Here is a 26414-nt window from a genome sequence, read left to right on the forward strand (position 1 = left end):
GCGCATGAACATCGAAATCAAGAACGGCCGCGTGATCGATCCGAAACATGCGGTCGACCGCGAAAATACCTCGCTTTTCATCGTCGACCGCAAGATTGCCGCGATCGGCACGGCGCCGGCCGGCTTCGTCGCCGAACAGACGATCGACGCTGCCGGCTGCGTCGTCTGTCCCGGCCTGATCGACCTCGGCGCCCGGCTCAATTCCATCGAGGCCGAACTGGCAGCGGCGGTGGCCGGCGGCGTGACCAGCGTCGTCGTCCCGCCGGATGCCGATCCGCCGCTCGACGAGCCGGAACTGGCCGACCGCCTGGTGCATCGCGCCAAGGAAATCGGCAAGGCGCGCGTCTTCCCGCTCGGCGCGCTGACGCTGGGCCTGAAGGGCGAGCGTCTGTCGGAACTGGCCGGACTCAAGAAGGCCGGCTGCGTCGCTTTCTCGCAGGCCAAGGTGCCGGTGATCGATACCGAAGCGCTGCTGCGCTCGCTGGAATATGCCGCGACCTTCGGCTTCCCGGTCTTCCTGCACGCGCAGGATCACTGGCTGTCGCGCAACGGCATCGCCCACGACGGCGAGGTCGCCGCGCGGCTCGGCCTGGCCGGCATCCCGGTGGCCGCCGAGACCATCGCCATCGCCACCATCGTCCAGCTGGTCCGCGACACCGGTTGTCGCGTGCACCTGACGCGGCTGTCGTCGGCGGCCGGCATCCGCCAGCTCAAGGCGGCGATCGACGAAGGCCTGCCGGTCAGTTTCGATGTCGGTATCCACCACCTGCTGCTGACCGAAAACGACATCGGTTTCTTCAATACCCACGCCCGGTTCATGCCGCCGCTGCGCACCCAGGCCGACCGCGAGGCGCTGTCGACTGCCGTTGCCGAAGGCTGGGCGGCGATCTGCTCGGATCACACGCCGGTCGGCGCCGACGACAAGCTGGTGCCGTTCGCCGAAGCCCGGCCCGGTGCCACCGGCCTCGAAGTGTTGCTGCCGCTGACGCTGAAATGGGCCGCCGCCGCCGGTGTCGACCTGATCGACGCACTGGCCCGGATCACCAGCACGCCGGCCGACATTCTCGGCCTGCCGGGCGGCACGCTGGCCGTCGGAGCCGTTGCCGACATCTGCATCTTCGATCCGGCGGAAACCTGGGTGCTCGGTCCGGAAACCCTGAAGAGCCGCGGCAAGAACTCGCCCTGGCTCGGCTATCCGTTGAGCGGCAAGGTCCGGGCGACGCTGGTCAGCGGTCGGCGCGTTTTCTGAAGACGCCCGGAGCGACCCGAAAACGGCCCTGCGGGGCCGTTTTTATTTGGCCGTTAATTTATTTGTCATATTCATTTAGAATGAATGGCCCGTGTGGGCGTTCATTCGAGGAGCTTTCCATGAAACATCTCATCGCGCTGATTACCGGCCTGCTGGCCGCCATTGCCGTCGCCTACGCGGCGGTCGACCTGAACTCCGCAAGCGTCGCACAGCTGGATGGCGTCAAGGGTATCGGCCCTGGCAAGGCCAAGGCCATCGTCGAATACCGGGAGAAGAACGGGCCGTTCAAGTCGGTTGACGACCTGAAGAACGTCAAGGGATTCGGCGACAAGAGCATCGCCAAGCTGCGCGGAGAACTGACGGTGGGCGGCGCGGCGCCGGCGAAGGCGGCGAAATAGGGGCTCAGCCCCCGGCCAGCGCGGCCGCCTGCGCTGCGCTGGCCCCGCTGACGGCCAGCACCTTGCGCCGCGAGGTCTGGCCGCTTTTCAATTGCACGGCCGATTTCGGCAGGTCCAGCCGATCCGCCACATAACCGATCAGCGCCGCATTGGCCTTGCCGTCGACCGGCGGCGCGGCCAGCCGGATTTTCAATGCGTCGCCATGCAGGCCGGCGATGTCGGTCTTTTTCGCGCCGGGCTGGATGTGCAGCGTCAACAGCAGCACGCCGTCGCCGTCGACGCGGTACCAGTCGGCCATCAGACGAACATCAGCACGACCTGCAGCAGCAGGATGGCGACCAGTGGCGACAGGTCGATGCCGGAAATCAGCGGCACGATGCGCCGGAGCGGATCGAGAATCGGCCGGACCAGCTGATTGACCGGCGCGGCGATCGGCGAATAGGGATTGACCCAGGACAGTACCGCCTGCAGGATCAGCGCGCCGATCATGATGTAGATGGCCAGCCGGATCGTGCCGCGCACGGCCAGCATCAGGATCATCAGCGCCATGCCGGCACCGTCGGCGCTCAGCGCGATCGGCGACAGCGCCAGGACCAGGCCGGCCAGCATCAGTTGCAACCACAGCACGGCGACCAGGCTGGCCCAGTCGACGCCGGCCACGCCGGGGACGATGCGGCGCAACGGCTTGACGGCCCAGTTGGTCAGGCGGACGACGAAGTCACCGAGTTGTCCGGCGAACGAAACGCGGGCCAGCTGCATCATGAAACGCAGCAGGAACAGCGTGCAGAAAAAGCTGACGACGGCGTTGAGCAGAAAGAAGATGGCTTCCATCAGTCGGCTCCGAGCAGCTTGCCGAGTTCCGCACCTCGTGCGGCGGCGGCGTGGCAGCCGGCGACGATGCCGGCCTTGACGCCGCGCTCGTCCATGACCTGCAGCGCGGCGGCCGTGGTGCCGCCCTTGGAGGTGACGCGCTCGCGCAGCGTGGATGCCGGCTCTTCCGAGCGGGCGGCCAGCGCGGCGGCACCCTGGACGGTCTCGATGGCCAGCTGCCGGGCTTGTTCGGTGCTGAACCCGAGTTCGCTGGCAGCCTGCTGCAGTGCTTCGATGAACAGGAAGACGTAAGCCGGCCCGCTGCCCGAAATCGCAGTCACGCCATCCATTTTGGCTTCGTCGTCGATCCACACGGTGCTGCCGACGGCGTGCAGCACGCTGTCGGCGATGTCGCGGCCGATCGCGTCCACGTCGGGCGCAGCGCACAGGCCGGTGATTCCGGCACCGATCAGGGCCGGCGTGTTCGGCATGCAGCGCACGATGCGCCGGTGACCGCCCAGCCAGCGGCTCAGCGCGGCGATGTCGAGACCGGCAGCGATGCTGATCACCAGGGCGTTGCCGAGCCGGCCGACGAGCGGTGCCACGGCTTCCTTCATCTGCTGCGGCTTGACCGCCAGCACCAGCACGTCGGGTGCCGCCGGTGCCTGCGTTGCCGCTTCGTGGCAGATCACGCCGTAGCTGCCGGCCAGCCGGCCGCGCGCTTCGCTGCCCGGGTCGATGACGTGGATGTCGCTGGCCGCGTAGCCTTGCTTGACCATGCCGCCGATGAGGGCGTTGGCCATGTTGCCGCCGCCGAGGAACAGAATCTTCATGTGTAGTCTCTTTCACCAAAAATGGCCGTGCCGACGCGAACGATGGTCGCACCTTCGGCGATGGCCGCTTCGAGATCGTGGGTCATGCCGATCGACAGGGTATCGAGCGGCAGGCCGGCAGCGCGGATCTGATCGGCCAGTTCGCGCAGGCGGCGGAAGGGAAGGCGCTGCAGTACGGGGTCGTCAACCGGTTCCGGAATCGCCATCAGACCGCGCAGGCGAAGTCCGGGCAGGTCGGCGACTGCCTGGCACAGGGCCTGGGCTTCATCCGGCCGGCAACCGCTCTTGCTGGCTTCGCCGGACACGTTGACCTGCACGCAGACGTTGAGTGGCGGCAACCCGGCCGGACGCTGTTCGGACAGGCGTTCGGCGATTTTCCTGCGGTCGACCGAATGTACCCAGGAAAAATGTTCGGCCACCGCCCGCGTCTTGTTGCTCTGCAACGGACCGATGAAATGCCAGTCGAGCCTGCGGTCGACCGCCGTGGCCAGCACTTTTTCAACGCCTTCCTGGACGTAGTTCTCGCCGAAGGCCAGTTGCCCGGCGGCGACCGCAGCAAGGACATCGTCCAGCGGCTTGGTCTTGCTCACCGCCAGCAGCGTCACCGAATCCGGCGAGCGGCCGGCGGCCCGCGCTGCTTGGGCGATCCGGGCGCGAACAGCTTGCAGGTTGGCGGCGATTGCGCTCATAATTCAGCGGGCATTTTTTCAAACAACCCAGTATACACGGGCTCCGGGAACGAACCGCATGGACATCACCGAACTGCTGGCCTTCAGCGTCAAGAACAAGGCTTCCGACCTTCACCTTTCCGCTGGCCTGCCACCGATGATCCGGGTGCACGGCGACGTCCGGCGGATCAATCTGCCGCCGATGGAGCACAAGGACGTGCACGGCATGGTGTACGACATCATGAACGACGGCCAGCGCAAGGTCTTCGAAGAGACGCTGGAGTGCGACTTCTCGTTCGAGATTCCCAACCTGGCGCGTTTCCGGGTCAATGCCTACAACCAGAACCGCGGTGCCGGCGCCGTCTTCCGGACGATTCCGACCAAGGTGCTGACGCTGGAAGAGTTGAACTGCCCGAAAATCTTCCGCGAGATTTCCGAATATCCGCGCGGTATCGTGCTGGTGACCGGCCCGACCGGCTCCGGCAAGTCGACGACGCTGGCGGCGATGGTCAACCACGTCAACGAAAACGACTACGGCCACATCCTGACCGTCGAGGACCCGATTGAATTCGTCCACGAGTCGAAGAAGTGCCTGATCAACCAGCGCGAGGTCGGCCCGCATACGCTGTCCTTCTCGAACGCACTGCGCGCCGCGCTGCGCGAGGATCCGGACGTCATCCTGGTCGGCGAATTGCGCGACCTGGAAACCATCCGCCTGGCGCTGACCGCAGCCGAGACCGGCCACCTGGTGTTCGGCACGCTGCACACCTCGTCGGCGGCCAAGACCATCGACCGTATCGTCGACGTGTTTCCGGCTGCCGAAAAGGACATGGTCCGCGCGATGCTGTCCGAATCGCTGCGCGCGGTGATCTCGCAGACGCTGCTCAAGACCAAGGACGGTCAGGGCCGTGTCGCGGCGCACGAGATCATGATCGGCACGCCGGCCATCCGCAACCTGATCCGCGAGAACAAGGTCGCCCAGATGTACTCGGCGATCCAGACCGGCCAGTCAGCGGGCATGCAGACGCTCGACCAGTGTCTGATCGACCTGGTTCGTCGCAACGTCATTTCGAGCAACGAGGCACGCCTGCGCGCCGCCAACAAGGACGCCTTCCCGGCCTGAGCGGCCGCGGCGTCAGCAAGGGGAAACCATGGAACGCGATCAGGCCATGAAATTCATGCACGACCTGCTGCGCCTGATGGCGCAGAAGCGAGGGTCGGACCTGTTCATCACTGCCGGCTTTCCGCCGGCGATCAAGATCGACGGCAAGGTGACGCCGGTCTCCAACCAGGTGTTGACCGCCCAGCACACCGCCGAACTGGCACGGTCGATCATGAACGATCGCCAGGCCGCCGAATTCGAAGCTTCGCGCGAGTGCAACTTCGCCATCTCGCCGACCGGCATCGGCCGTTTCCGGGTCAATGCGCTGGTCCAGCAGGGGCGCGTCGCGGTGGTCTGCCGGACGATCAACATGAGCATCCCGACCCTCGACGATCTCGGCCTGCCGGCGGTGGTCAAGGACCTGGCGATGACCAAGCGCGGCCTGATCATCTTCGTCGGCGGCACCGGCACCGGCAAGACCACCTCGCTGGCGGCGCTGGTCGATTACCGCAACGAGAACAGCTACGGCCACATCATCACGATCGAGGACCCGATCGAATACGTGCACGAGCACAAGAACTGCATCGTCACCCAGCGCGAGGTCGGCGTCGACACCGACGACTGGGCGCCGGCGCTGAAGAACACGCTGCGTCAGGCACCGGACGTCATCCTGATGGGCGAAATCCGCGACCGCGATACCATGGACTACGCCATCGCCTTCGCCGAGACCGGCCACCTGGCGCTGGCGACGCTGCACGCCAACAGCACCAACCAGGCGATCGACCGGATCATCAATTTCTTCCCGGAAGAGCGCCGCCAGCAGTTGCTGATGGACCTGTCGCTGAACGTCCGGGCGATGGTCTCGCAACGCCTGCTGCCGAAGAAGGACGGCAAGGGCCGGGTTGCCGCGGTCGAGGTGATGCTCAACTCACCGTTGATTTCCGACCTGATCTTCAAGGGCGAGGTGCACGAGATCAAGGAAATCATGAAGAAATCGCGCGAACTGGGCATGCAGACCTTCGACCAGTCGTTGTTCGATCTCTACGAAGCCGGCAAGATCACCTACGAGGATGCCTTGCGCAACGCCGATTCGCTGAACGACCTGCGCCTGCAGATCAAGCTGCACGGCAAGGAAGCCAAGGACCGGGATCTCGCTGCCGGCATCGGCCATCTCGATATTGTCTGAGCGGAGGTCTTTCATGCGGCGTTACCGGTTTTCCCTTCAAGCAAGCATTTTTTCCGTTTTTCTGGCGTTGACCGCAGCAAGCGTCCAGGCCGCCGGTCTCGATGCCATTTCCAGCGGCGACGCCAGTGCGGGCGTCAAGGAAGCGCTCGCCAAGGGCGCCGATTTCGCCGTCGCCTCGCTGGGCAAGAGCGATGGTTTCCTCGGCAACGACAAGGTCAAGATTCCGCTGCCCGGCTACCTGCAGAAGGCCGAATCGGCCCTGCGCATGTTCGGCATGGGCAAGCAGGCCGATCAATTGGTCGAAACGATGAACCGGGCTGCCGAGAACGCCGTCGCCGAAGCCAAGCCGGTCCTGTCCGATGCCATCAAGCGCATGACGGTTCAGGATGCCAAGGCCATCCTGACCGGCGGCGACGATAGCGTGACCCAGTATTTCCGCCGTACGACCAGCGATCAACTGGCCGCCCGCTTCATGCCCATCGTCAAGAAGCAGACCGGCAAGCTGCAGCTGGCCGACCAGTACAACGCTTTCGCCGGCAAGGCGGCCAGTGCGGGCCTGGTCGACAAGAAGGATGCCGATCTCGACAGCTATGTCACGCAGAAGGCGATGGACGGCCTGTTCCTGATGATCGCCGAGGAAGAGAAGAAGCTGCGCGCGAATCCGGTGGCAGCCGGGAGTGCCGTGCTGAAGAAGGTGTTCGGCGCACTGTAAGGCGCTGATTCAAGTTTGTCGGGCCACCGGCCGTTAATCCCGGTAAAGGAGCCTGGCCATGAAGTTGTCCCGTCTCGAAGGCAAGACCACCGCCTACTCCCGCGATGCGATGGAGCGGGCGGCGCATGCCGGCGATCAGGCGGTACGGCGGGTCGAGGCGATGGAAGGCATGGCCGGCGACCGCGAGCGCAGCGTACGCCAGGAGGTCGATCTGATCGAGCCCGGGGCGATCGGCCCTTTCGACGGTGCCGGACATGTGCTCGACGAGGCTCGCGCCGTGGCCGGACAACTGGCCGAACTCGATGACATGCAACAGCTGATCGATACCCAGGCGATGGGCCACTGGCGCCCGGGTGTGGACGACGAGGCCTGAACTCGCCGGCCGGCGGGTTAAAATGCGCGGCCCTTTTCGACGTTTTCGGGTTCGCCCTTTCCGATGTCCGGTCTCAATCCCCAGCAACGCGAAGCGATCTACTATCTTGACGGCCCCCTGCTCGTGCTCGCCGGCGCCGGCTCGGGCAAGACCCGGGTGATCACGCAGAAGATCGCCTACCTGGTTCAGGATTGCGGTTTTCAGCCGCGCAACATTGCCGCCATCACCTTCACCAACAAGGCGGCCAGGGAAATGCACGAGCGCGTCGGCAAACTGCTGTCGGCATCGGTGGCCAACGAACTGCAGATCTCGACCTTCCACTCGCTCGGCGTGCGCATCCTGCGTGAGGAAGCCAAGGCGCTCGGCTACAAGCCGCGTTTCTCGATCTTCGATTCGGCGGATTGTGCCGGCATCATCGGCGATTGTGCGAAGACCGTGGACAAGGCGACGCTGCGCCGCCTGCAGTCGATCATTTCGAACTGGAAGAATGCGCTGGTGACGCCGGAGGCGGCCCGTCACCTCGCGACAAACGAGCACGAGGCGCTCGCCGCCGGCGCCTATCTGAGCTACGAGGCGACCTTGAAGGCCTATCAGGCGGTCGATTTCGACGACCTGATCGGTCTGCCGGTCAGACTGTTCAGCGAGCATCCGCAGATCGCCGAGAAGTGGCAGAACCGCTTGCGCTACCTGCTGGTCGACGAATACCAGGACACCAACGCCTGCCAGTACCAACTGCTCAAATTGCTGACCGGCGTCCGTGCGCAGTTCACCGCGGTGGGCGACGACGACCAGGCGATCTACGGCTGGCGCGGCGCCGACATCGACAACCTGAAGAAGCTGCCGGCCGAATTTCCCGGTCTGAAGGTGATCAAACTCGAGCAGAATTACCGGTCGACCGTGCGTATCCTCAAGGCCGCCAACAACGTCATCGCGCACAACGAAAAACTGTTCGACAAGACCCTGTGGTCCGAGCTGGGCCATGGCGATCCGGTGCATGTCACCGCCTGCCGCGACAACGAGAGCGAGGCCGAAAGCGTGGTCATGAAGCTGCAGGCGCATCGCTTCGAGCATCGCGGCAAGTTCCGCGACTACGCCATCCTCTACCGCTCGAACCATCAGGCGCGCCTGCTCGAAACGCAATTGCGCAACCAGAAGATTCCCTACCTGTTGTCCGGCGGCCAGTCCTTCTTCGACAAGGCCGAGATCAAGGACATCACCAGCTACCTGCGCCTGCTGGCCAACGAGGACGACGACCCCGCCTTCATTCGTGCGGCGACCACGCCCAAGCGCGGTATCGGTGCGGCGACGCTGCAGGTGCTCGGCCAGTATGCCGGCGAGCGTCATGTCTCGCTGTTCCACGCCGCCTTCGAAGAGGGGTTCGCCCATCGCGTGCAAGCCCGACAACAGGAACCGTTGCTCGAATTCTGCGAATTCATCAACCGCATGCAGCACCGGGCCGGCCGCGAACCGGCCCAACAGGTGCTGCCCGACCTGCTCAAGGCGATCGATTACGAGACTTACCTGTACGATGCCGAAGAGCAGCGCACGGCCCAGAACCGCTGGGCCAACGTCTGCGAATTCGCCGAATGGATCAACAAGAAAGGCGAAGAGGACGGCAAGACCTTGGTTGACATGGTCCAGAGCATTGCCCTGATCAACATGCTGGAGAAGCAGAACGGCGAGGAAATCGATGCCGTCCAGCTGTCGACCCTGCATGCCTCGAAGGGACTGGAGTACAAACATGTCTTCCTGGTCGGCGTCGAGGAAGGCATCCTGCCCCATCGTGAATCGCTCGATCCGGCCAAGTTGCAGGAAGAGCGGCGCTTGATGTACGTCGGCATCACCCGCGCCCAGCGCTCGCTGCATATCAGCTGGTGCGAGAAGCGCAAGCAGGCGCGCGAGCTGATTCCCTGCGAAGCTTCGCGCTTCATCGCCGAAATGGGCGAAGATATCCGCCACACCGGCGGCAAGCAGGCGGCGCCGCCGGACAAGGCAACCGGCAGCGCCCGGCTCGATGCCATGAAGGCGATGCTGGCCGGCAAGCGCTGAAAAATCGTTTATTCCTGCGGTCGACCGCAGAAAGACGGGAAAAACCCGGGGCGGGAAAAACAAAAGGGAGGCCGCAGCCTCCCTTTTTGTTGCAAGCGTCGGGCGCTTACTTGACCTTGCTCATCACGTATTCGACGGCGTTCTTCACTTCCTCGTCGGACAGCGAGGCACCACCCTTCGGCGGCATCGCGTTCTTGCCGTTGGTGACGCTCTTGATCAGGGCGGCTTCGCCTTGTGCGATGCGCGGGGCCCAGGCAGCCTTGTCGTCGATCTTCGGCGCGCCGGCGGCACCGGTGTTGTGGCAGGCACCGCAAACGGTGTTGTAAATCGTCGGGCCATCCTTCGGGCCGCTGTCGGCGGCTGCGGCGTCGGCCTTGGCCAGCGCAAAGCCGGCAACCGGCTGGATGCGGGATTCGGCATCGTCGGCGGCGCTACCGGCGGCCGGCGAGAAGGACTTGTTGGTCAGCGGATAGATGATGGCAATCAGGACGATCGCGATCACGATCGTCACCCACATGATGCGCTTGGAGGAGTGTTGCTCGGCCATGCTGGAGACCCCGTTGCAAATAAATTAAAGTTCGCGATTATACGGCGCGTTCGTTGCACTGCGCAAAAAAAACCCCGCCAGCGGCGGGGTTGAAATTTCTCGAATGGGGGAGATTCGAGAGGAGGGGTTCAATGAGACGATTGCAGTGTATGTCGTCGGACACGCCGGGTCTGTCGCTGTTTGATGCAGGTTCTGTAACCAATTGTTCCCGGAGAGGATATGACCATGGAAAACTCGATCGAAGCGCTCGCCGTCCGTCTGGGCGAAGTCCTGTCGGCACACGGCGCCAGCCTGGCGACGGCTGAATCCTGCACCGGCGGCTGGGTGGCTCAGGCGGTGACGTCGGTGGCCGGCAGTTCGGCCTGGTTCGATCGCGGCTTCGTGACCTATTCGAACGCTGCCAAGCAGGAGATGCTGGACGTCAGCGATCTGACGCTGGCACGCCACGGCGCGGTTTCCGAGGCGACGGCGCGGGCGATGGCCCTGGGGGCGCTGGCGCACAGCCGGGCCGACTGGGCAGTGGCGATCACCGGCGTTGCCGGTCCCGGCGGCGGAACGCCGGAGAAACCCGTGGGCCTGGTGTGTTTTGCCTGGGCCGGCCGGGAGGCCGGTTGCGAGGCGCAGGTCTGCCGGTTCGACGGCGATCGTGAAAGCGTGCGTGAACAGTCGGTCAGGCAGGCCTTGCGCGGACTGATCGAGCGGATCGAAGCCGCCCGCCTCGTCGCCTGAGCCTTACAGCTGCCCGGCGACTTCCTCGACAATGCCGGAGAACAGCTGGTCGATGATTGCAGCGGCGGCCCCCGGCGGCTTGCGGTAACCGAGCCAGACGGTTTCCGGCTGTTCCGGCAGCGTGTACACGGAAATGGCGAAGGGACAGAGCACGATGTTGTGCGGATCGACTTCCATCGTCTGGCGCGACAGGGACGCCGAGCAGAATTCGATGATTTCGGCCTGCGTGAACAATTTGCGGCTGGCACCGATGTCGGCGCCGGTCCGTTCCAGCATGTCGCCAATATGCGAAACCTGGCTGATCACCATGCCGCGGTTTTCGATGGCCATGACCACGGCGTCCCTGGCCTCGGCAAATGTTCCCTTCAGCGGGCGGTTGACCCGCCATTCGTCGGCATTGGCCAGCGGAATGGCCAGAATCAGCAGCAGGGTGGACAGCAGTTGGCGCATGGTGCGGGCTCTCGGCATCACTCGGGCAGCGGTTCGAACAGGGCGGCGATGTCCTCGTCGCCGAATTTGACGTTCACCTGATGATCCTCCGACAGGATGCCGGCCGCCAGTTCCGCCTTGCGTTCCTGCAGCGCGAGAATCTTTTCCTCGATGCTGCCGCTGACGATCAGCTTGTAGACGAAGACCGGCTTGTCCTGTCCCAGTCGGTGCGCCCGGTCGGTGGCCTGGTTTTCGACCGCCGGGTTCCACCACGGATCGTAGTGGATCACGGTATCGGCGGCGGTCAGGTTGAGACCGACCCCGCCGGCTTTCAGGCTGATCAGGAAGATCGGGAGCTCGCCTTCCTGGAAGCGGCGGATCGGCGTCTCGCGGTCGACCGTGTCGCCGGTCAGAATCGCGTAAGTCAGGCCGATTTCACGCAACTCTTCCTCGATCAGCGCGAGCATGCTGGTGAATTGCGAGAACACCAGGATGCGTCGTCCCTCTTCGACCAGTTCCGGCAGCATGGCCATCAGCAGATCGAGTTTGGCGCGTTCGCTGACCTTGCGCGCTGCGGCGGCGCGTACCAGGCGCGGGTCGCAACAGACCTGGCGCAGCTTGAGCAGGGCGTCGAGGATGACGATCTGGCTGCGTGCCAGGCCGCGCTGGGCGATTTCGTCGCGAATCTTGGCGTCCATCGCCGCGCGCACGGTTTCGTAGAGATCGCGTTGCCCGCCTTCGAGCTCCACGCTGCGCACGATCACAGTCTTCGGCGGCAGTTCCTGGGCGACATCTTCTTTCTTGCGGCGCAGGATGAAAGGGCGGATGCGGCGGGCCAGCAGGTCGCGGCGGTCGGCGTCGCCCTGTTTCTCGATCGGTGTCCGCCAATGGCGGGTGAACTGCTTGCTGCTGCCGAGGAAGCCGGGGAGCAGGAAGTCGAATTGGCTCCATAGCTCGCCGAGGTGGTTTTCCAGCGGCGTGCCGGTCAGGCACAGGCGATGCCGGGCGTCGATCTTGCGCACGGCCTCGGCGCTTCGGCTCTGGGCATTCTTGACGGTTTGCGCTTCGTCGAGGATCAGCAGGTGGTAGCTGTGTTCCATCAGCTCCGCGGCATCGCGCCAGAGCAACGGATAGGTCGTCAGCACCACGTCGTGCGCCGGGATGTCCGGGAAATGCTTCTTGCGTTCCGGGCCGTGCAGCGACAGCACGCGCAGGCTGGGGGCGAAACGTGCGGCTTCGCTCTTCCAGTTGAAGATCAGCGAGGTCGGCAGGATAACCAGTGCCGGCCGGTCGAGGCGGCCGCCTTCCTTTTCCAGCATCAGGTGAGCGAGCGTCTGCGCCGTTTTGCCCAGCCCCATGTCGTCGGCGAGGATGCCGGACAACTGGTTGGTGCGCAGGAACTGCAGCCAGGCCAGGCCTTCCTTCTGGTACGGGCGCAGCGACAGGCGCAAGCCTTCGGGCGGCGCGATGTCGCCGATGCCCTGGGCCGCTTGCAGACGCTCGGCCAATGCCATGACATCGTTCTGACCGCGGAACAGCCAGCGGCTGGTGTCGGTCAGTTCGGCCAGGCGCGGTGCATCGAAACGCGACAGGCGCAGGGTCGGGCCGCCGGAGAAGCCGTCAAACAGGTCGATCAGGGTTGCTGCCAGCGGTTTGATGCGGCCGGCCGGTACGCGCAGGCGCTTGCCGCGCGGGGTCAGCAGCTCGATGCCTTCCTCGTCCGGGATGCGGCCCAGTTCGCCGCCTTCCAGCCAGCGCGGGTCGCGTCGGAACAGCGAGGCGAGCAGCGGGGCGAGCGGTAGGCGCTCGCCTTCGACGATGATGCCCATGTCGAGGTCGAACCAGCCGTCTTCCGCTTCGAGCAGTTCGGCTTCCCAGCTATCGACGTCGACCACGTGGTGGCGGAAATCCTCGGGAAACTCGATCTGCCAACCGGCCTGGCGTAGCCGGGCGAGCGCATCCTGCATGAAGGGAAACCAGCTTTCCTCGCTGTCCAGCCCGTAGATGCCTTCCGGCTGGCTGCCGAAGGTGTGCAGGGTGTGCGGCGGCAGTTTCTGCAGGCCGTTTGCGGTCAACGCCGCCAGCGCGGCCTTTTCCTCGTCCGGCCGGCGCCTGACGCGCACCGTTTCGCCTTCCGGCAGGGTGACGAATTCGTTCTTCTCGTCCGGACGCAGGTCGGCATCGGCATAGCGGAAAAGGACCCGGGCGACATCGAACAGACCGCCACCGAAACTCTGCGTGTATTTGCGCCAGGCCCGCTGGCCATGTGTATGCAGCGTTTCCAGCATCAGCACCGGCTGCAGCGGACCGTCGATCAGCCGCAGGCGGGCGCCGGCATCCTCGGCCGGCAGCGGCAGGTCGGGCGCCAGCTCGGACAGGGCCTCGGCAACCAGGCCGGCTTCCTTGGCCGACAGCGGCGGTAGCGTGAACAAGCGGTTGACCACGGCCGGATTGCCGGTGACCTTGAGCGGCCCGGTTTCCCCTTCGGTGAGATCGACATACCACGGGGGATCGACCCCGACGATCAGTTCGGTCGCCGGTTCGGGTTTCAGGTAGGGGCGCTGGAAACCGTTGCCGTCGATCTGCCAGCCGACGCTGGCCGGGCGTTCGCTGCCGATGTTCAGCGGCAGCGCCAGATCCACTTCCGGATATAGCCGGTGCGTGGCCGCCATCCGTTCGAGCAGTTCGGCGCCATGCTTCGGTCCCAGGCCGTAGGCGCGCAGGCCGCTGTCGTGGCCGCGTTCGGCCCATAGCAGGCGCAGAATGCCCAGGTCTTCCTCGCCGACGAACTGGGGCGGTACGATCAGTGCCCGGTCGACCTTCCACCATTCCTCGGCATTGTCGGGATACTTTCCCTTGCGCAGCTCGATGCCGAAACGGCGGCGGTCACTGGTCCATTTCAGGATGTAGAAGAGTTGCTGGCGGGCGGTGGTCGGCCGGGCCTTCTTCTTGGCCACGGCGATCGATGCCCGGCGCAGGTCCTCGACCCAGGACAGTACGCTGCCGCTGAGCCGTTCCTTCGGGTTGCGTTCCGCGATGGCTTTCAGCAGCACTGCGGCGACGTGCTTGCAGTGCTTGCCAACCGGACAGGTGCACCGGGAAATCAGGACTTCGCCCTTGGCGGCCGGCGCGATCAGCGCTTCGACGCGATAGGGTTGGCGCGCCGAGCCGGGGACCTGGGCGCGCAGTTCGCCATCCTCGATGCTGAAGTCGCGGACCAGATCGACATAGGAGCGGCCCTTGACGAGTTCGTTCTCGCCAAGCCAGTCGGCGATGTCGTCTTCGCTGAAGCTTTCGGCCAGGTCGGCAGGCGAGCGCATCAGTAGAACCCGCTGGCCAGCGAAGCGGCCAGGATCAGCGCGATCACGGCCAGCCAGAGATTTTGCCGGCGCACGGCACGGGTCAGTTGCTCGATCTGTGGTTGCAGATCGGTGGGCGGTTGTTGCGCCAGACGCTGGTGCACGAGGCGCGGCAACTGGGGTAAGGTGCGCGCCAGGTAGGGGGCTTCCTGCTTCAGGTTACGGACGATGCCGCGCCAGCCGACCTGCTCGCTCATCCAGCGTTCGAGGAAGGGCTTGGCGGTCTTCCACAGGTCGAGCTCGGGGTCGAGCTGGCGGCCGAGGCCCTCGATGTTGAGCAGGGTCTTCTGCAGCATCACCAGTTGCGGCTGGATCTCGACGTTGAAGCGGCGCGAGGTCTGGAACAGGCGCAGCAGCACCTTGCCGAAGGAAATGTCCTTCAACGGCCGGTCGAAGATCGGCTCGCAGACGGCGCGGATGGCCGCTTCGAACTCGTCGACGCGGGTGTCCTTGGGCGCCCAGCCGGATTCGATGTGGGCTTCGGCGACGCGTTTGTAATCCCGGCGGAAGAAGGCGAGGAAGTTCTGCGCCAGGTAGTTCTTGTCGGTGTCGGTCAGCGTGCCGACGATGCCGAAGTCGAGCGCGATGTAGCGCCCGTCGGCGGCGACGAAGATGTTGCCGGGGTGCATGTCGGCATGGAAGAAGCCGTCGCGGAAGACCTGTGTGAAAAAAATCTCGACGCCGGCGGCCGAAAGCTTGGACAGGTCGATTCCCTCGTTGCGCAGCCGTTCGGTCTGGGAGATCGGCACGCCGTGCATGCGCTCCATGACCATTACGGTCGACGTGCAGAAATCCCAATGAACCTCGGGCACGATGAGCAGCGTCGAGTCGGTGAAATTGCGGCGCAGCTGGGAGGCATTGGCCGCCTCGCGCATCAGGTCCAGTTCGTCGCGCAGGTACTTGGCGAATTCGGCGACCACTTCACGCGGTTTCAGGCGCTTGCCATCGGCCCACAGGCGTTCGAGCAGGCCGGCGAAAGTATCCATCAGCGCCAGATCATGCTCGATGACGGCGCTCATGTTCGGGCGCAGGATCTTGACTGCAACCTCGTGACCGCCGTCCTCTTCCTTCAGGCGGGCGAAGTGCACCTGGGCGATCGACGCCGAGGCGACCGGTTGCGGGTCGAACTGCGCGAACACCTCGTTGGCCGGGCGGCCGTAGGCCTTCTCGATCTGCGCCAGGGCCAGATCGGAGGCGAAAGGCGGCACGCGATCCTGCAGCTTGGCCAGTTCGTCGGCGATATCGGTGGGCATCAGGTCGCGGCGGGTGGACAACACCTGACCGAACTTGACGAAAATCGGCCCCAGGGCCTCCAGCGCCAGACGCAGGCGTACGGCACGCGGCGCCGACAGGTCACGCCAGAACTGCAGCGCCTTTGCCAGCTTGACCAGCCGACCGCTCGGTTCGTGTTCGAGCACCATTTCGTCGAGGCCGAAACGGCTGGCGACGGCGGCGATCTTGAGCAGGCGGAAGAGGCGCATCGGCGAACGCGGACTAGGGTCGGGCAAACGGGCATGCTAACACGGCCGATGCCCGCCTGTCGCCGCTTCCGGCGAGCTATCTCTTCACCTTGCGAAGGCATAAATTGGCGATAATGCGGAACGAATCAATCACGCTCACCATCACGCCCGGTAAAGCCAACGATGTCAGATCCGCGCAGTCCCTCGGAAATCGCCCGCGAAGCGCTCATTCATCTGGCCGCCCGCCATCTGCCGCCGACCCCGGCCAATTTCCAGTCCTGCTACAACGAAATCGCCGGCCTGCCCGAGGCGGCACCGTTTCCGGAAACGCAGCTGCGGCAATTGGCCGATGCTCTGGTGCCGCATGGCGATGTCCAGAAGGAGGCCCTGCACCGGGTTGCGACGGGCATCCAGGGGCGGAGCTGGATGGCGGTTCAGGAAGGCTTGCTGGCCTTCGTTGCCGGTCGCGACAGGCTTGCGGTCGACAGCCTGCCCGAGGGATTTTCCAGGGCGCTGGTGCGGCTGCTGGAAACCGTGCTGCCGGCGTTCGGCGAGGACGACCCCCGGCTGGCCCAGGCGGCGCAGGCGACGCTCGCCGAACTGCGCCGGCCTGGCTGCGAGGTGCTCCTGGTCGAACAATCGCTGCGCCGGCTGGCGCATCAGGCCGCATTTGCCGTCGAGGAATCGATCGAGGTACGCCAGTCGTTGCTGCATCTGTTGCATCTGATCATCGAGAACATCGGCGAGCTGAGTCTCGACGATTCCTGGCTCAAGGGGCAGATCGACGGCCTGCTGGCGGCGGTCGAGCCGCCGCTGACGCTGCGCCACCTTGACGAGATGGAACGCCGGCTGCGCGATGTGATGGACAAGCAGAGCCGGGCCAAGGCGCGTTCGGTCGAAGCGCAGGAAGAAATGCGGCTGATGTTGTCCGCGTTCATCGACCGCCTGGCTTCGATGAACGCGTCGAGCGCGAGCTTCGAACAGAATATCGAGTCGAGCGCCAAACGCATCGAAGCGGTGTCGCGGATCGAGGATGTCGCGCCGCTGCTCAAGGAAATCGTCGTCGCGACGCATGCGATGGCCGAAGAAACCTCGCATTCGCGCGAACAGTTGCGCGACCTGCAGGACAAGGTGCGGGCGACCGAGGCCGAACTGGTGCAACTGCATCTGGAACTGGACAACGCCAGCGCGCTGGCCCGCCACGACCCGCTGACCGACGCGCTCAACCGCAAGGGGCTGGACGAAGCGCTGATCCGCGAGATCGCCGCGGTCCGCCGGCGCGATGTGCCCTTGTCGGTCTGCCTGCTCGACATCGACAACTTCAAGAAACTCAACGATCGGCTGGGCCACGCCGTCGGCGACGACGCGCTGGTGCACCTGGCCAACGTCGCCCGGCGCTGCATGCGGCCGACCGACACGCTGGCCCGCTACGGCGGCGAGGAGTTCGTCATCCTGATGCCGGACACCTCGCTCGAACCCGGCATTGAAGTCATGACCCGCCTGCAGCGCGAACTGACCAAGGCCTTCTTCATGGCCGGCAAGGAAAAGCTGCTGATCACCTTCAGTGCCGGCGTCGCCCAGTTGCTGGCCGACGAGGACGGTCACGGCGCCATCCGGCGTGCCGACGAGGCAATGTATCTCGCCAAGCGCGCCGGCAAGAACCGCGTCTTTGGTGCCTGACGGCGTGTTCCTGCGGCAGGGCTTTCCGCCGGTGGCGGCGGCCGATTCCCGTTTTCTCGTGCTCGGCAGCATGCCGGGCCAGGCCTCGCTCGATGCCGCCTGTTATTACGCCCATCCGCGCAATGCCTTCTGGCCGATCATGGGCGACTTGCTCGGTTTCGCGCCGACCGCCGCTTACGCGGTTCGCCTGCAGGCATTGCTCGACGCCGGAATCGCGCTGTGGGACGTGATCGGTCGCTGTCGCCGTGCCGGCAGCCTGGATGCAGCGATCGAGCCGGACAGCATCGAAGTGAACGATTTTCCGGCCTTTCTTGCGGTCCACCGCAAGATCGAGGCGATTTTCTTCAACGGCGCCGCTGCCGAAAGCGCTTTTCGACGGCATGTGCTGCCGTCGTTGGCCGGGCCGCTGCCCCGTCGCTTGCGCCTGCCGTCGACCAGTCCGGCCCATGCCGCGCTGACGCTGGCCGACAAGCGGTCGGCCTGGGCGGTCGGCCTCGGTCTGCCGAATCGGCCCGGCAGCGTATAATCGCGCTTTTGCTATTTTTCCGCCGCCAATGGCCCAAGACGTCAAGAATCAACTGACCGCCCTGTTGCAACAGGCGCTGGCCAGTGTCGCCCCGACCGCCACCACGACCGCCATCCAGCTCGAACGCCCGCGCGATCCATCGCACGGCGATTTCGCCACCAACCTGGCGATGCTGCTGGCCAAGGCCCTGAAAAAAAATCCGCGCGAGATTGCCCAGCAACTGGTCAACGAACTGCCGCCCTCGTCGCTGGTGACGGCCGCCGAAGTGGCCGGTGCAGGTTTCATCAACTTCCGCCTCGCCGCCGGCAGCAAGACCGACGTGGTCAAGGCCGTGCTTGGCGAAAAAGGCGATTTCGGGCGGTCGACCGCAGGACAGCGGCAAAAAGTCCAGGTCGAGTTCGTCTCGGCCAACCCGACCGGCCCGCTGCACGTCGGCCACGGCCGCGGCGCTGCCTACGGCGCCTCGCTGTCCAGCCTGCTGAGCTTCGCCGGCTGGGATGTGACCCGCGAATACTATGTGAACGACGCCGGCCGTCAGATGGACATCCTCGGTTTGTCCACCTGGTTGCGCTACTTCGACCAGCAGGGCGAGACGCTGCCCTTCCCGCCGAACGCCTACCAGGGCGACTATGTGCGCGAGATGGCCCGCCAGCTGTTTGCCGCGCACGGCGCCAAGTACCTCCGTCCGGTCGCCGATGTGCTGGCCGGCACGCCGGGCCTGCCGGCCGCCGATCGCGCCGACGACGAGGCCAAGCAGCAGCGCGAACTGCATCTCGATGCGCTGATCGCCCGCGCCAAGGAATTGCTGGGCGAGGATTGGCACTATGTGCATCAGCACGCGCTCAACGAGCAACTGGAAGACTGCCGCGGCGACCTGAAGGAGTTCGGCGTCGAATTCGACGTCTGGTTCTCCGAGAAAGCGCTCTACGACACCGGCCTGGTCGCCCGTTGCGTGGCGCTGCTTGAAGAAAAAGGTCACATCTACGTGCAGAACGGCGCCAAGTGGTTCCGCTCGACCGCCTTCGGCGACGAGAAGGACCGCGTTGTCCAGCGCGAGAACGGCCTGTTCACCTATTTCGCTTCCGACATCGCTTATCACCTGAACAAATTCGAGCGCGGTTTCGACAAGGTCATCAACATCTGGGGTGCCGATCACCACGGCTACATCCCGCGTGTTACCGGTGCCGTCAAGGCGCTCGACCTCGACAGCGACAAGCTGCAGGTGGCGCTGGTCCAGTTTGCCGTGCTCTACCGCAACGGCCAGAAGGCGTCGATGTCGACGCGTTCCGGCGAGTTCGTCACGCTGCGCGAGCTGCGCCGCGAAGTCGGCAACGATGCCTGCCGTTTCTTCTATGCGCTGCGCAAGTCGGACCAGCACCTCGATTTCGACCTCGACCTGGCCAAGAGCCAGACCAACGAGAATCCGGTGTACTACATCCAGTACGCGCACGCCCGCGTCTGCTCGGTGATCAACCAGTGGAACGGTGACCTCGCCGAGCTTGCCGCGGCCGACCTGAGCCTGCTCGCCCATCCGCGCGAACTGGCGATCGCCAACCAACTCGGCCAGTTCCGCGAAGTCATCGAGACCGCTGCCCGCGACCTGGCACCGCATTCGATCGCCTTCTACTTGAAGGACCTGGCCGGCGAGTTTCATGGCTGGTACAACGCCGAGCGCATGCTGGTCGACGATGCCGCGCTGCGCGATGCGCGCGTCGCGCTGGCGGCGGCGGTGCGTCAGGTGATCCGCAACGGTCTGGCCATTCTGGGTGTCAGCTGCCCGGAATCCATGTAAGGAAAAACGATGAGTCGCGACATGAAAAACCGCAAGACGCCGGCCAGGAAGAAATCCGGCGGCGGCACGCTGATCGGCATGTTCATCGGGCTGGTGCTCGGTGTCTGCCTGGCCGCCGGCGTCGTCTGGTACATCAACAAGGCGCCGTTGCCGTTCAATCCGGCCGTGCAGAACGGGGCGCCGCCGGTGCAGGCGCCGGACAAGCCGGTGGTGCTGCCCGGCAAGCCGGGCGATCCAGCCGAGAAGCGCTTCCAGTTCTACGACATCCTGCCCGGCAAGGCCGATGCCGAACCGGACAAGGCCGCCAAGCCGGCCGAGGCTGCGCAGCCGTCCCCGGCGCCGAAGGATGAACCGAAGAAGGATGCCGGCAAGGAGAGCAAGACGCCGCTGTTCCTGCAGGCAGGTTCGTTCAGCACGGCCCAGGATGCCGACAACCAGAAGGCGAAGCTGGCCTTCATGGGGGTCGAGGCCGTCGTCCAGCAGGTCATGATCGAGGACAAGACGCTGTATCGTGTCCGCATCGGTCCCTACTTCAAGCTCGACGAATTGAACAAGGTCCGCTCCGATCTTGCCAAATCGGGCATCGAAGCCCAACTGTCCAAATAAGGAGACGCGCATGCAACTGACTCGCCGGAAATTCGTCGGCGGCATTTTTGCCGGTACTGCCCTGTTGACCGCAAGCGGTTCGCTGTTCGCCCAGGTCGCCGGGCGTGATTTCGCGCCGCTCAGCCCGGTTCAGCCGACCGACGACGCTGCGAAGATCGAGGTGCTGGAGTTCTTCAGCTACGGTTGTCCGCACTGCGCCGATTTCAATCCGCTGCTCAGCGCCTGGGCCGCCAAGTTGCCGGCCGACGTCTATCTGAAGAAGGTGCCGGTCAGCTTCGGTCGCGCCGCCTGGGCCAATATCGCCCGGGTGTATTACGCGCTGGAGCTGCTGGGCGAGACCAAGCGTCTGGATGCCGACATCTTCCGCGCCATTCACGGCGAACGGGTCAATCTGTTCGAAGAGCGCGCGGCCACCGATTGGCTGGTCGCCCATGGCGTCGACCGCAAGAAGTTCAGCGATGCCTTTGCGTCGTTCGGCGTCGCCAGCAAGCTGCGCCGCGGCGATCAGATGGCGCAGGCCTATCGGATCACCGGTGTGCCAACGCTTGCCGTCGACGGCAAGTTCATGGTTTCCGGCGCCGATTTCCAGGAGCAACTGGCGGTTGCCGACAAGCTGATCGCTCGCGCACGCGCCGAGAAAAGCAAGAAGTAATTGCCGCTCAAGGTCTTCATCACGGGCGCCTCGTCGGGGATCGGCGAGGCGCTTGCCGTTTACTACGCCGGCCAGGGCGCCTGCCTCGGTCTGGCTGCCCGGCGGGCTGAGCAACTGGCGGCGTTGAACGCCCGCCTGGGCGGGCGTCACGCCTGCTATCCGCTCGATGTGGCGGATGCGGCGGCCGTTCAGGCGGCGGCCGACGATTTCGTCGCCCGCTTCGGTGCGCCGGACATTGTCATCGCCAATGCCGGCGTGTCGGCCGGCACGCTGACCGAGTGTGCGGAAGATCTGGCGATGTTCCGGCGTATTTTCGAGATCAACGTGTTCGGCATGGCGGCTACCTTCGCCGCCTTCATCCCGGCGATGAAACAGTCCGGCGGGGAGATGCGGCGGCTGGTCGGCATCGCCTCGGTCGCCGGTATCCGCGGCCTGCCGGGCGCGGAAGCCTATTCCGCCTCGAAGGCGGCGACGATCGCCTATCTGGAGAGCCTGCGGCTGGAGATGCGGCCGTACGGCATTCCGGTGGTGACCATTGCGCCGGGTTACATCGCAACGCCGATGACTGCGGTCAACCCGTACCGAATGCCCTTTTTGCTGCCGGTCGACCGCGCTGCCGCGCGCTTTGCCGCGGCCATCGCGCGCGGCACCAGTTATACGGTGATTCCGTGGCCGATGGGTATCGTCGCCAAACTGCTGCGCCTGTTACCGAACTGGCTGTACGACCGGCTGTTCGTCGGTGCGCCGCGCAAACCGCGCCGCACCGGGTGACTCCCGGGTTCAGTGCCGGATGGCTGGCGGATCGTTTTCGGCCAGCCCGCTGACTTCGGCAAAGCAGCCTTCAAGCGGGCACTGGCGATCGGCCGGGCAATCGTGTTCGCGGGCACATTCGCGCTGGGTTTCGTCGGTCAGCACCATTTCATGAACGGCTTCGCAACGGGCGATGGGGGCGTCAAAGATGGACATGGCATTCTCCCTTTTCATGAAGCTTTGATTTCACTATAGACTGCGCCGCAGTTTTTGCACTTGCCGGCAATGCCGCTTGCCCGGGGTTTCGTTAAAATGCGCGGATGTTGCAGATCAAGATCAATGGCGAAGACCGCCTGTTTCCGCCCCCGCTGACCGTCGCGGCGCTCGTTGCGCATCTGGGATACGCCGGCAAGCGCATCGCCGTCGAGAGAAACGGCGAAATCGTCCCGAAGAGCCTGCACGGCGAAACGCCGCTGGCGTCGGGCGATCAACTCGAAATCGTCGTCGCCGTCGGCGGCGGCTGAACCGGAGAACTCCATGCATCAACTGACCATCGCCGGCAAGGCGTACCGTTCCCGTTTACTCGTCGGCACCGGCAAGTACAAGGATTTCGCCGAGACCCGCGCGGCCATCGACGCTTCCGGCGCCGAGATCGTCACCGTCGCCGTGCGCCGCGTGAACATCGGCCAGGACGCCGGCCAGCCGAGCCTGCTCGACGCCGTGCCGCCGTCGCAATTCACCATCCTGCCCAACACCGCCGGCTGCTACACGGCCGACGATGCGGTGCGCACCCTGCGCCTGGCGCGTGAGCTGCTCGACGGCCATCCGCTGTGCAAGCTCGAAGTTCTCGGCGACCCGACCAACCTCTTCCCGAACATGCCGGAAACCCTGAAGGCCGCCGAGACGCTGGTCAAGGAAGGTTTCGAGGTGATGGTCTACTGCGCCGACGATCCGATCCAGTGCAAGATGCTCGAAGAGATCGGTTGCGTCGCGGTGATGCCGCTCGCCTCGCTGATCGGCTCGGGCATGGGCATCGTCAATCCGTGGAACCTGCGCCTGATCATCGACAACGCCAAGGTGCCGATCATCGTCGATGCCGGCGTCGGCACCGCCTCGGATGCGACCATCGCGATGGAATTGGGCTGCGACGGCGTGCTGATGAACACCGCCATCGCCCACGCCAAGGACCCGGTACTCATGGCCAGCGCCATGAAGAAGGGTATCGAGGCCGGCCGCGAGGCTTTCCTGGCCGGCCGCATGGCCCGCAAATACTACTCGGCCGACCCCTCGTCGCCGACCACTGGACTGATCGGTTCATGAGCGACGACCTGCTGATCCACCCCGCCGCCGAAGGCGACGAAGGCGAATACACCGCCGGCCGTACCGGGCATGGCCACATCAAGAGCTTCGTCCGCCGCGCCGGCCGCATGTCGGAAGCGCAGCAACGCTACTACGAGACGATGCTGCCGAAGATCGGCATCCCGTATCAGCCGGCCAATATCGACCTGGCTGCGGTCTACGGCCGCAATGCGCCAAAAATCCTCGAAATCGGCTGCGGCATGGGCGAAACCACGGCGCGCATCGCCGAGGCCCACCCGGAGAACGACTACTTCGGGCTGGAAGTGCATGTCCCCGGCGTCGGCGCGCTGTGCAAGCTGATCGCCGAGAAGAACCTGAGCAACCTGCGCATCGGCAACCATGATGCGGTCGAGGTCGTCCGTGACATGCTGCCGGAAGGCGCGCTCGACGGCATCCACATCTTCTTCCCCGATCCCTGGCACAAGACGCGGCACAAGAAGCGCCGGCTGATCCAGCCGCCCTTCGTTGCGCTGCTCGCCTCGCGCCTGAAGCCGGGCGGCTACATCCATTGCGCCACCGACTGGGAAAACTACGCGCTGCAGATGCTCGACGTGCTCGGCCGCGAGCCCAGCCTGGAAAACAGCGTCGCCAACCCGTCGACCGTGGACCTCGCCGCCGCGCTCGATGCCGATTCCGCCGCCGGCCTGGCCGGCTTCGCCCCGCGCCCGGATTACCGGCCGCTGACCAAATTCGAGAACCGCGGCCTGCGTCTGGGCCACGGTGTCTGGGATCTCGTCTTCCGGAAACGCTGAACGCAATGCTTGGCCGATGATTGTTCGGGCCGACAACGGACCCGAACAATCGTTTCCGGACAATTGTTACAGGTTGTAATGGGAATGAATCTCAATTATGATTCGGCCCGTCGACGCTGCACGCCCCTGAAATGTCCGCAATCGATTGATGTCGTGCCGGGGGCTTGAACGTCATTTGAAAATTCCTACGCCAGCCAGCCATCGCCAGCCAGTGTGCACTCTCAGGAGAAAACATGGTGCTGCGCATGACACCGGTCGCTCTGGCGATCAGCATGCTGGCCGTGCCCCATTGGGCAACGGCGCAATCGACCGCAGAAACGGGTAACGAAGTCACGCTGTCTTCGGTTCAGGTATCCGCCAGCGCGGAAGGACCGAGCGATCTGCCGAAAGCCTATGCCGGCGGTCAGGTGGCGAAAGGCGCCCGGCTCGGCCTGCTGGGCAACCAGGATGTGATGGATACGCCGTTCAGCGTCACCAGCTATACCGCGAAGCTGATCGAGGATCAGGGCGCCAAGCGGGTAGCCGACGTACTCGACAACGATCCGTCGGTACGCTTCACCACGTCGGCGTCGCACATGTACGAGAACTTCCGGCTGCGCGGCTTCGACGTGCATTCGTCCGATCTGGCGATCAACGGCATGTACGGCCTGGCGCCGCTCGGCAATTCGACGCTGGAATTTGTCGAGCGCGTCGAAGTGTTCAAGGGGCCGAGCGCGATGTTCACCGGCATGGCGCCCAGCGGCGGCATCGGCGGCACCATCAACCTGGTGCCCAAGCGCGCTGGCGACGATCCGCTGAACCGGCTGACTTTCGGTTATGAAACGCAGAGCCAGTTCGGCGCAAGTGCCGATATCGGACGCCGCTTCGGCGAGCGCAAAGAATTCGGCGTGCGCGTCAACGGTTCGTATACCGATGGCGAGACCGCGCTGAGCGGCCAGGACAAGACCAACAAGTTCCTGTCGGCGGCGCTCGACTATCGCGGCGAGTCCCTGACCGCCACGCTGGACATCTATCGCAGCAAACAATCATTCACCGGCGGTTCGCCGGCCATGTTCGGTTTCATCAGCCCGAATATCCCGAATGCACCGGACCCGCGGACCAATTTCCTGCGTTCGGCGGCCGGCGAACTGGAAAGCCAGGCCATCATCGGGCGCGTCGAATACGCCTTCAACAAGAACGTCACGGCCTTCGTCAGCGTCGGCAAGCGGACGCACGACTACTCAGGCTGGGTGAACGGCACGCACGTGCATAACGTCCAGTCGAACGGCAACGCACAGGTGCGCGGCGTCGCGCAAGTCGGTTACGACGATGCGCTGTCTTCCGAAGCGGGGGTGCGGATGAACTTCAGCACTGGCAGCGTGCGTCACGAGATGGTCGTGCAGGCAACCCGGCTGGATCTCGAGTCCGGTAGCCTGTCCAATACGACCGGCATGGTAGCGACCAGCTTCGGCAATCCCACCGCACCGGTTTTGCCGGTGATGCCCGGCGGGCCGATTCCAATGACTTCGGATACCACCCTTTCCAGTCTGGCGGTCGTGGATAGCTTGTCATTCATGCAGGATGCGCTTCGTCTGACGCTCGGTCTGCGCCAGCAACGGGTCGAGCAGACCAGCTGGAATGCGGCCGGCACGATGGTGACCGGTGACTACGACGAAAGGGCGTTGACGCCGGCCTTGGGGATTGTCGTCAAACCGTGGGGGGAGGGAATCTCGCTGTACGCCAGCTATGTCGAGGGGCTCAGCAAGGGGATGAGCTTTACCACGGTCAATGGCTATGCGAACAATCAGACGACGAAGCCTTATAAGACCAAGCAGAAGGAAATCGGCCTGAAGTGGAATGCCGGCACGTTCGCCAATACGTTCAGCGTTTTTGAAATCACCCAGCCGACGGTGACGAGCGTCACTGCGGGCGGCTTCGGCAACTACGTGGCTCACGAAGGCAACGAGTCGCAGGTCCGTGGCCTGGAATGGAATACCTTCGGGGCAATCATGCCAACGCTACGTGTGCTGGGCGGCGTTTCCTATACCCGGAGTGAGTTGACCGAAACCTACAACGGTCAGAACGTGGGTAACGAGATTTATGGTGTGCCGCGCTGGCAGGCCAACCTCGGCGCCGAATGGGACACGCCGTTGTCCGGTTTCAGCCTGAACACGCGCCTGGTCGCCACGTCGCAGCAGTATCTGGATAACGCCAATACCTACCGGATTCCCGGCTGGGGTGTGATGGATCTGGGGGCCAGGTACGAGACCCGCATCGGGGCATACAAGACCACCTTCCGCGTGAACGTGCGGAACTTGTTCGATCGTCACTACTACTCGGGCAGTTTTGCCGAACCGCGGGCGACGCTGGGGGTGGGGCGCACCGTGCAGGCGTCGGCTTCGCTGGACTTCTGA

At 64.6% G+C, this 26414-nt stretch carries 27 protein-coding genes; 18 read left to right on the plus strand and 9 right to left on the minus strand.

Annotated features, from left to right (window positions below; genetic code table 11):
- The first annotated feature begins 4 nt into the window (after nt 1-4).
- Together L0962_RS03270 and L0962_RS03275 are read left to right on the plus strand one after the other, a co-directional pair.
- Nucleotides 5-1249 carry a dihydroorotase gene (locus L0962_RS03270; protein WP_234084127.1) on the plus strand — a complete coding sequence of 415 codons (1245 nt, stop codon included), beginning with the start codon at nt 5-7 and terminating at the stop codon, nt 1247-1249.
- A 119-nt stretch (nt 1250-1368) separates the two neighbouring features.
- Nucleotides 1369-1647, plus strand: coding sequence for a helix-hairpin-helix domain-containing protein (locus L0962_RS03275; protein ID WP_234084129.1), 279 nt, complete (start codon nt 1369-1371; stop codon nt 1645-1647).
- 4 nt (nt 1648-1651) lie between these two features.
- Here the strand turns inward: L0962_RS03275 and L0962_RS03280 are convergent, their stop codons facing one another.
- Genes L0962_RS03280 through L0962_RS03295 form a run of 4 tightly spaced genes read right to left on the minus strand, consistent with a single transcriptional unit; the run spans nt 1652 to nt 3979 of the window.
- Nucleotides 1652-1945, minus strand: a complete 294-nt coding sequence (locus L0962_RS03280; RefSeq protein WP_234084130.1) for a DUF167 domain-containing protein — start codon at nt 1943-1945, stop codon at nt 1652-1654.
- Nucleotides 1945-2478 carry a YggT family protein gene (locus tag L0962_RS03285; protein ID WP_234084133.1) on the minus strand — a complete coding sequence of 178 codons (534 nt, stop codon included), beginning with the start codon at nt 2476-2478 and terminating at the stop codon, nt 1945-1947. Before L0962_RS03285 ends, L0962_RS03280 begins: the two co-directional genes overlap by 1 nt.
- Nucleotides 2478-3290, minus strand: a complete 813-nt coding sequence (gene proC / locus L0962_RS03290) for a pyrroline-5-carboxylate reductase (RefSeq protein ID WP_234084134.1) — start codon at nt 3288-3290, stop codon at nt 2478-2480. Before proC ends, L0962_RS03285 begins: the two co-directional genes overlap by 1 nt.
- On the minus strand, nt 3287-3979 hold the full coding sequence (locus L0962_RS03295; RefSeq protein ID WP_234084136.1) for a YggS family pyridoxal phosphate-dependent enzyme: 693 nt from the start codon (nt 3977-3979) through the stop codon (nt 3287-3289). The genes proC and L0962_RS03295 overlap by 4 nt, the downstream gene beginning before the upstream one ends.
- Nucleotides 3980-4037: 58 nt before the next feature.
- On the opposite strand from L0962_RS03295, the gene L0962_RS03300 reads away from it, so the two are divergent.
- From L0962_RS03300 to L0962_RS03320, 5 genes are all read left to right on the plus strand, one after another.
- Nucleotides 4038-5081 carry a type IV pilus twitching motility protein PilT gene (locus tag L0962_RS03300; protein ID WP_234084138.1) on the plus strand — a complete coding sequence of 348 codons (1044 nt, stop codon included), beginning with the start codon at nt 4038-4040 and terminating at the stop codon, nt 5079-5081.
- A gap of 28 nt (nt 5082-5109) precedes the next feature.
- Nucleotides 5110-6246, plus strand: a complete 1137-nt coding sequence (locus tag L0962_RS03305; protein WP_301332237.1) for a PilT/PilU family type 4a pilus ATPase — start codon at nt 5110-5112, stop codon at nt 6244-6246.
- A 13-nt stretch (nt 6247-6259) separates the two neighbouring features.
- Nucleotides 6260-6958: a DUF4197 domain-containing protein gene (locus L0962_RS03310; protein ID WP_234084140.1), complete on the plus strand. Its 699-nt coding sequence runs from the start codon at nt 6260-6262 to the stop codon at nt 6956-6958.
- 58 nt (nt 6959-7016) lie between these two features.
- On the plus strand, nt 7017-7331 hold the full coding sequence (locus tag L0962_RS03315) for a hypothetical protein (RefSeq protein ID WP_234084142.1): 315 nt from the start codon (nt 7017-7019) through the stop codon (nt 7329-7331).
- 63 nt (nt 7332-7394) lie between these two features.
- Nucleotides 7395-9380: a UvrD-helicase domain-containing protein gene (locus L0962_RS03320; protein WP_234084144.1), complete on the plus strand. Its 1986-nt coding sequence runs from the start codon at nt 7395-7397 to the stop codon at nt 9378-9380.
- Between the two features lie 106 nt (nt 9381-9486).
- On the opposite strand, the gene L0962_RS03325 is transcribed toward L0962_RS03320, so the two are convergent.
- A complete protein-coding gene (locus L0962_RS03325) occupies nt 9487-9927 on the minus strand; it encodes a cytochrome c5 family protein (RefSeq protein ID WP_234084153.1) in 441 nt (146 codons plus the stop codon).
- A gap of 219 nt (nt 9928-10146) precedes the next feature.
- Here L0962_RS03325 and pncC point away from each other — a divergent pair, with 219 nt between their 5' ends.
- The gene (pncC, locus tag L0962_RS03330; RefSeq protein ID WP_234084155.1) at nt 10147-10656 is read left to right on the plus strand and encodes a nicotinamide-nucleotide amidase; all 510 of its coding nucleotides are present in this window, start codon (nt 10147-10149) and stop codon (nt 10654-10656) included.
- A 3-nt stretch (nt 10657-10659) separates the two neighbouring features.
- On the opposite strand, the gene L0962_RS03335 is transcribed toward pncC, so the two are convergent.
- The 3 genes from L0962_RS03335 to ubiB are packed head-to-tail and all read right to left on the minus strand — an operon-like array spanning nt 10660 to nt 15925.
- Nucleotides 10660-11106, minus strand: coding sequence for a DUF302 domain-containing protein (locus tag L0962_RS03335; protein ID WP_234084157.1), 447 nt, complete (start codon nt 11104-11106; stop codon nt 10660-10662).
- Nucleotides 11107-11123: 17 nt separating this feature from the next.
- Entirely contained in the window at nt 11124-14405 is a 3282-nt protein-coding gene (locus L0962_RS03340) for a DEAD/DEAH box helicase (RefSeq protein ID WP_234084159.1), read from the minus strand.
- A complete protein-coding gene (ubiB, locus tag L0962_RS03345) occupies nt 14405-15925 on the minus strand; it encodes a ubiquinone biosynthesis regulatory protein kinase UbiB (RefSeq protein WP_234084161.1) in 1521 nt (506 codons plus the stop codon). Before ubiB ends, L0962_RS03340 begins: the two co-directional genes overlap by 1 nt.
- A gap of 162 nt (nt 15926-16087) precedes the next feature.
- On the opposite strand from ubiB, the gene L0962_RS03350 reads away from it, so the two are divergent.
- Genes L0962_RS03350 through L0962_RS03375 form a run of 6 tightly spaced genes read left to right on the plus strand, consistent with a single transcriptional unit; the run spans nt 16088 to nt 21931 of the window.
- Nucleotides 16088-17584, plus strand: a complete 1497-nt coding sequence (locus tag L0962_RS03350) for a diguanylate cyclase (protein WP_234084164.1) — start codon at nt 16088-16090, stop codon at nt 17582-17584.
- A complete protein-coding gene (locus L0962_RS03355) occupies nt 17577-18110 on the plus strand; it encodes a DNA-deoxyinosine glycosylase (protein WP_367398007.1) in 534 nt (177 codons plus the stop codon). The genes L0962_RS03350 and L0962_RS03355 overlap by 8 nt, the downstream gene beginning before the upstream one ends.
- A 28-nt stretch (nt 18111-18138) precedes the next feature.
- Nucleotides 18139-19902 (plus strand): arginine--tRNA ligase, encoded by a 1764-nt coding sequence (gene argS / locus L0962_RS03360; RefSeq protein ID WP_234084166.1) that lies wholly within the window; start codon nt 18139-18141, stop codon nt 19900-19902.
- 9 nt (nt 19903-19911) lie between these two features.
- Complete coding sequence (locus L0962_RS03365; protein ID WP_234084169.1) at nt 19912-20508, plus strand: SPOR domain-containing protein; 597 nt, start codon at nt 19912-19914, stop codon at nt 20506-20508.
- A gap of 10 nt (nt 20509-20518) precedes the next feature.
- On the plus strand, nt 20519-21160 hold the full coding sequence (locus L0962_RS03370; RefSeq protein ID WP_234084182.1) for a thiol:disulfide interchange protein DsbA/DsbL: 642 nt from the start codon (nt 20519-20521) through the stop codon (nt 21158-21160).
- A complete protein-coding gene (locus L0962_RS03375) occupies nt 21161-21931 on the plus strand; it encodes an SDR family oxidoreductase (protein WP_234084183.1) in 771 nt (256 codons plus the stop codon).
- Between the two features lie 9 nt (nt 21932-21940).
- Here the strand turns inward: L0962_RS03375 and L0962_RS03380 are convergent, their stop codons facing one another.
- On the minus strand, nt 21941-22126 hold the full coding sequence (locus L0962_RS03380; RefSeq protein WP_234084184.1) for a hypothetical protein: 186 nt from the start codon (nt 22124-22126) through the stop codon (nt 21941-21943).
- 104 nt (nt 22127-22230) lie between these two features.
- On the opposite strand from L0962_RS03380, the gene thiS reads away from it, so the two are divergent.
- The 4 genes from thiS (at nt 22231) to L0962_RS03400 (ending at nt 26414) form a co-directional block, all read left to right on the plus strand.
- On the plus strand, nt 22231-22434 hold the full coding sequence (thiS, locus tag L0962_RS03385; protein WP_234084185.1) for a sulfur carrier protein ThiS: 204 nt from the start codon (nt 22231-22233) through the stop codon (nt 22432-22434).
- Between the two features lie 13 nt (nt 22435-22447).
- Complete coding sequence (locus tag L0962_RS03390) at nt 22448-23230, plus strand: thiazole synthase (protein WP_234084186.1); 783 nt, start codon at nt 22448-22450, stop codon at nt 23228-23230.
- Entirely contained in the window at nt 23227-24021 is a 795-nt protein-coding gene (gene trmB, locus L0962_RS03395; protein ID WP_234084187.1) for a tRNA (guanosine(46)-N7)-methyltransferase TrmB, read from the plus strand. Before L0962_RS03390 ends, trmB begins: the two co-directional genes overlap by 4 nt.
- A gap of 233 nt (nt 24022-24254) precedes the next feature.
- The gene (locus L0962_RS03400) at nt 24255-26414 is read left to right on the plus strand and encodes a TonB-dependent siderophore receptor (RefSeq protein ID WP_234084188.1); all 2160 of its coding nucleotides are present in this window, start codon (nt 24255-24257) and stop codon (nt 26412-26414) included.

Origin of the sequence: Azonexus sp. R2A61 (assembly GCF_021401135.1) — a bacterium.
GTDB lineage: Bacteria > Pseudomonadota > Gammaproteobacteria > Burkholderiales > Rhodocyclaceae > Azonexus.

Bases quoted from the DNA above. Each gene is read 5' to 3' on its own strand.
- L0962_RS03270 (WP_234084127.1), top strand. From the start codon at position 5: ATGAACATCGAAATCAAGAACGGCCGCGTGATCGATCCGAAACATGCG.
- L0962_RS03275 (WP_234084129.1), top strand. From the start codon at position 1,369: ATGAAACATCTCATCGCGCTGATTACCGGCCTGCTGGCCGCCATTGCC.
- L0962_RS03280 (WP_234084130.1), bottom strand. From the start codon at position 1,945: ATGGCCGACTGGTACCGCGTCGACGGCGACGGCGTGCTGCTGTTGACG.
- L0962_RS03285 (WP_234084133.1), bottom strand. From the start codon at position 2,478: ATGGAAGCCATCTTCTTTCTGCTCAACGCCGTCGTCAGCTTTTTCTGC.
- proC (WP_234084134.1), bottom strand. From the start codon at position 3,290: ATGAAGATTCTGTTCCTCGGCGGCGGCAACATGGCCAACGCCCTCATC.
- L0962_RS03295 (WP_234084136.1), bottom strand. From the start codon at position 3,979: ATGAGCGCAATCGCCGCCAACCTGCAAGCTGTTCGCGCCCGGATCGCC.
- L0962_RS03300 (WP_234084138.1), top strand. From the start codon at position 4,038: ATGGACATCACCGAACTGCTGGCCTTCAGCGTCAAGAACAAGGCTTCC.
- L0962_RS03305 (WP_301332237.1), top strand. From the start codon at position 5,110: ATGGAACGCGATCAGGCCATGAAATTCATGCACGACCTGCTGCGCCTG.
- L0962_RS03310 (WP_234084140.1), top strand. From the start codon at position 6,260: ATGCGGCGTTACCGGTTTTCCCTTCAAGCAAGCATTTTTTCCGTTTTT.
- L0962_RS03315 (WP_234084142.1), top strand. From the start codon at position 7,017: ATGAAGTTGTCCCGTCTCGAAGGCAAGACCACCGCCTACTCCCGCGAT.
- L0962_RS03320 (WP_234084144.1), top strand. From the start codon at position 7,395: ATGTCCGGTCTCAATCCCCAGCAACGCGAAGCGATCTACTATCTTGAC.
- L0962_RS03325 (WP_234084153.1), bottom strand. From the start codon at position 9,927: ATGGCCGAGCAACACTCCTCCAAGCGCATCATGTGGGTGACGATCGTG.
- pncC (WP_234084155.1), top strand. From the start codon at position 10,147: ATGACCATGGAAAACTCGATCGAAGCGCTCGCCGTCCGTCTGGGCGAA.
- L0962_RS03335 (WP_234084157.1), bottom strand. From the start codon at position 11,106: ATGCGCCAACTGCTGTCCACCCTGCTGCTGATTCTGGCCATTCCGCTG.
- L0962_RS03340 (WP_234084159.1), bottom strand. From the start codon at position 14,405: ATGCGCTCGCCTGCCGACCTGGCCGAAAGCTTCAGCGAAGACGACATC.
- ubiB (WP_234084161.1), bottom strand. From the start codon at position 15,925: ATGCGCCTCTTCCGCCTGCTCAAGATCGCCGCCGTCGCCAGCCGTTTC.
- L0962_RS03350 (WP_234084164.1), top strand. From the start codon at position 16,088: ATGTCAGATCCGCGCAGTCCCTCGGAAATCGCCCGCGAAGCGCTCATT.
- argS (WP_234084166.1), top strand. From the start codon at position 18,139: ATGGCCCAAGACGTCAAGAATCAACTGACCGCCCTGTTGCAACAGGCG.
- L0962_RS03365 (WP_234084169.1), top strand. From the start codon at position 19,912: ATGAGTCGCGACATGAAAAACCGCAAGACGCCGGCCAGGAAGAAATCC.
- L0962_RS03370 (WP_234084182.1), top strand. From the start codon at position 20,519: ATGCAACTGACTCGCCGGAAATTCGTCGGCGGCATTTTTGCCGGTACT.
- L0962_RS03380 (WP_234084184.1), bottom strand. From the start codon at position 22,126: ATGTCCATCTTTGACGCCCCCATCGCCCGTTGCGAAGCCGTTCATGAA.
- thiS (WP_234084185.1), top strand. From the start codon at position 22,231: ATGTTGCAGATCAAGATCAATGGCGAAGACCGCCTGTTTCCGCCCCCG.
- L0962_RS03390 (WP_234084186.1), top strand. From the start codon at position 22,448: ATGCATCAACTGACCATCGCCGGCAAGGCGTACCGTTCCCGTTTACTC.
- trmB (WP_234084187.1), top strand. From the start codon at position 23,227: ATGAGCGACGACCTGCTGATCCACCCCGCCGCCGAAGGCGACGAAGGC.
- L0962_RS03400 (WP_234084188.1), top strand. From the start codon at position 24,255: ATGGTGCTGCGCATGACACCGGTCGCTCTGGCGATCAGCATGCTGGCC.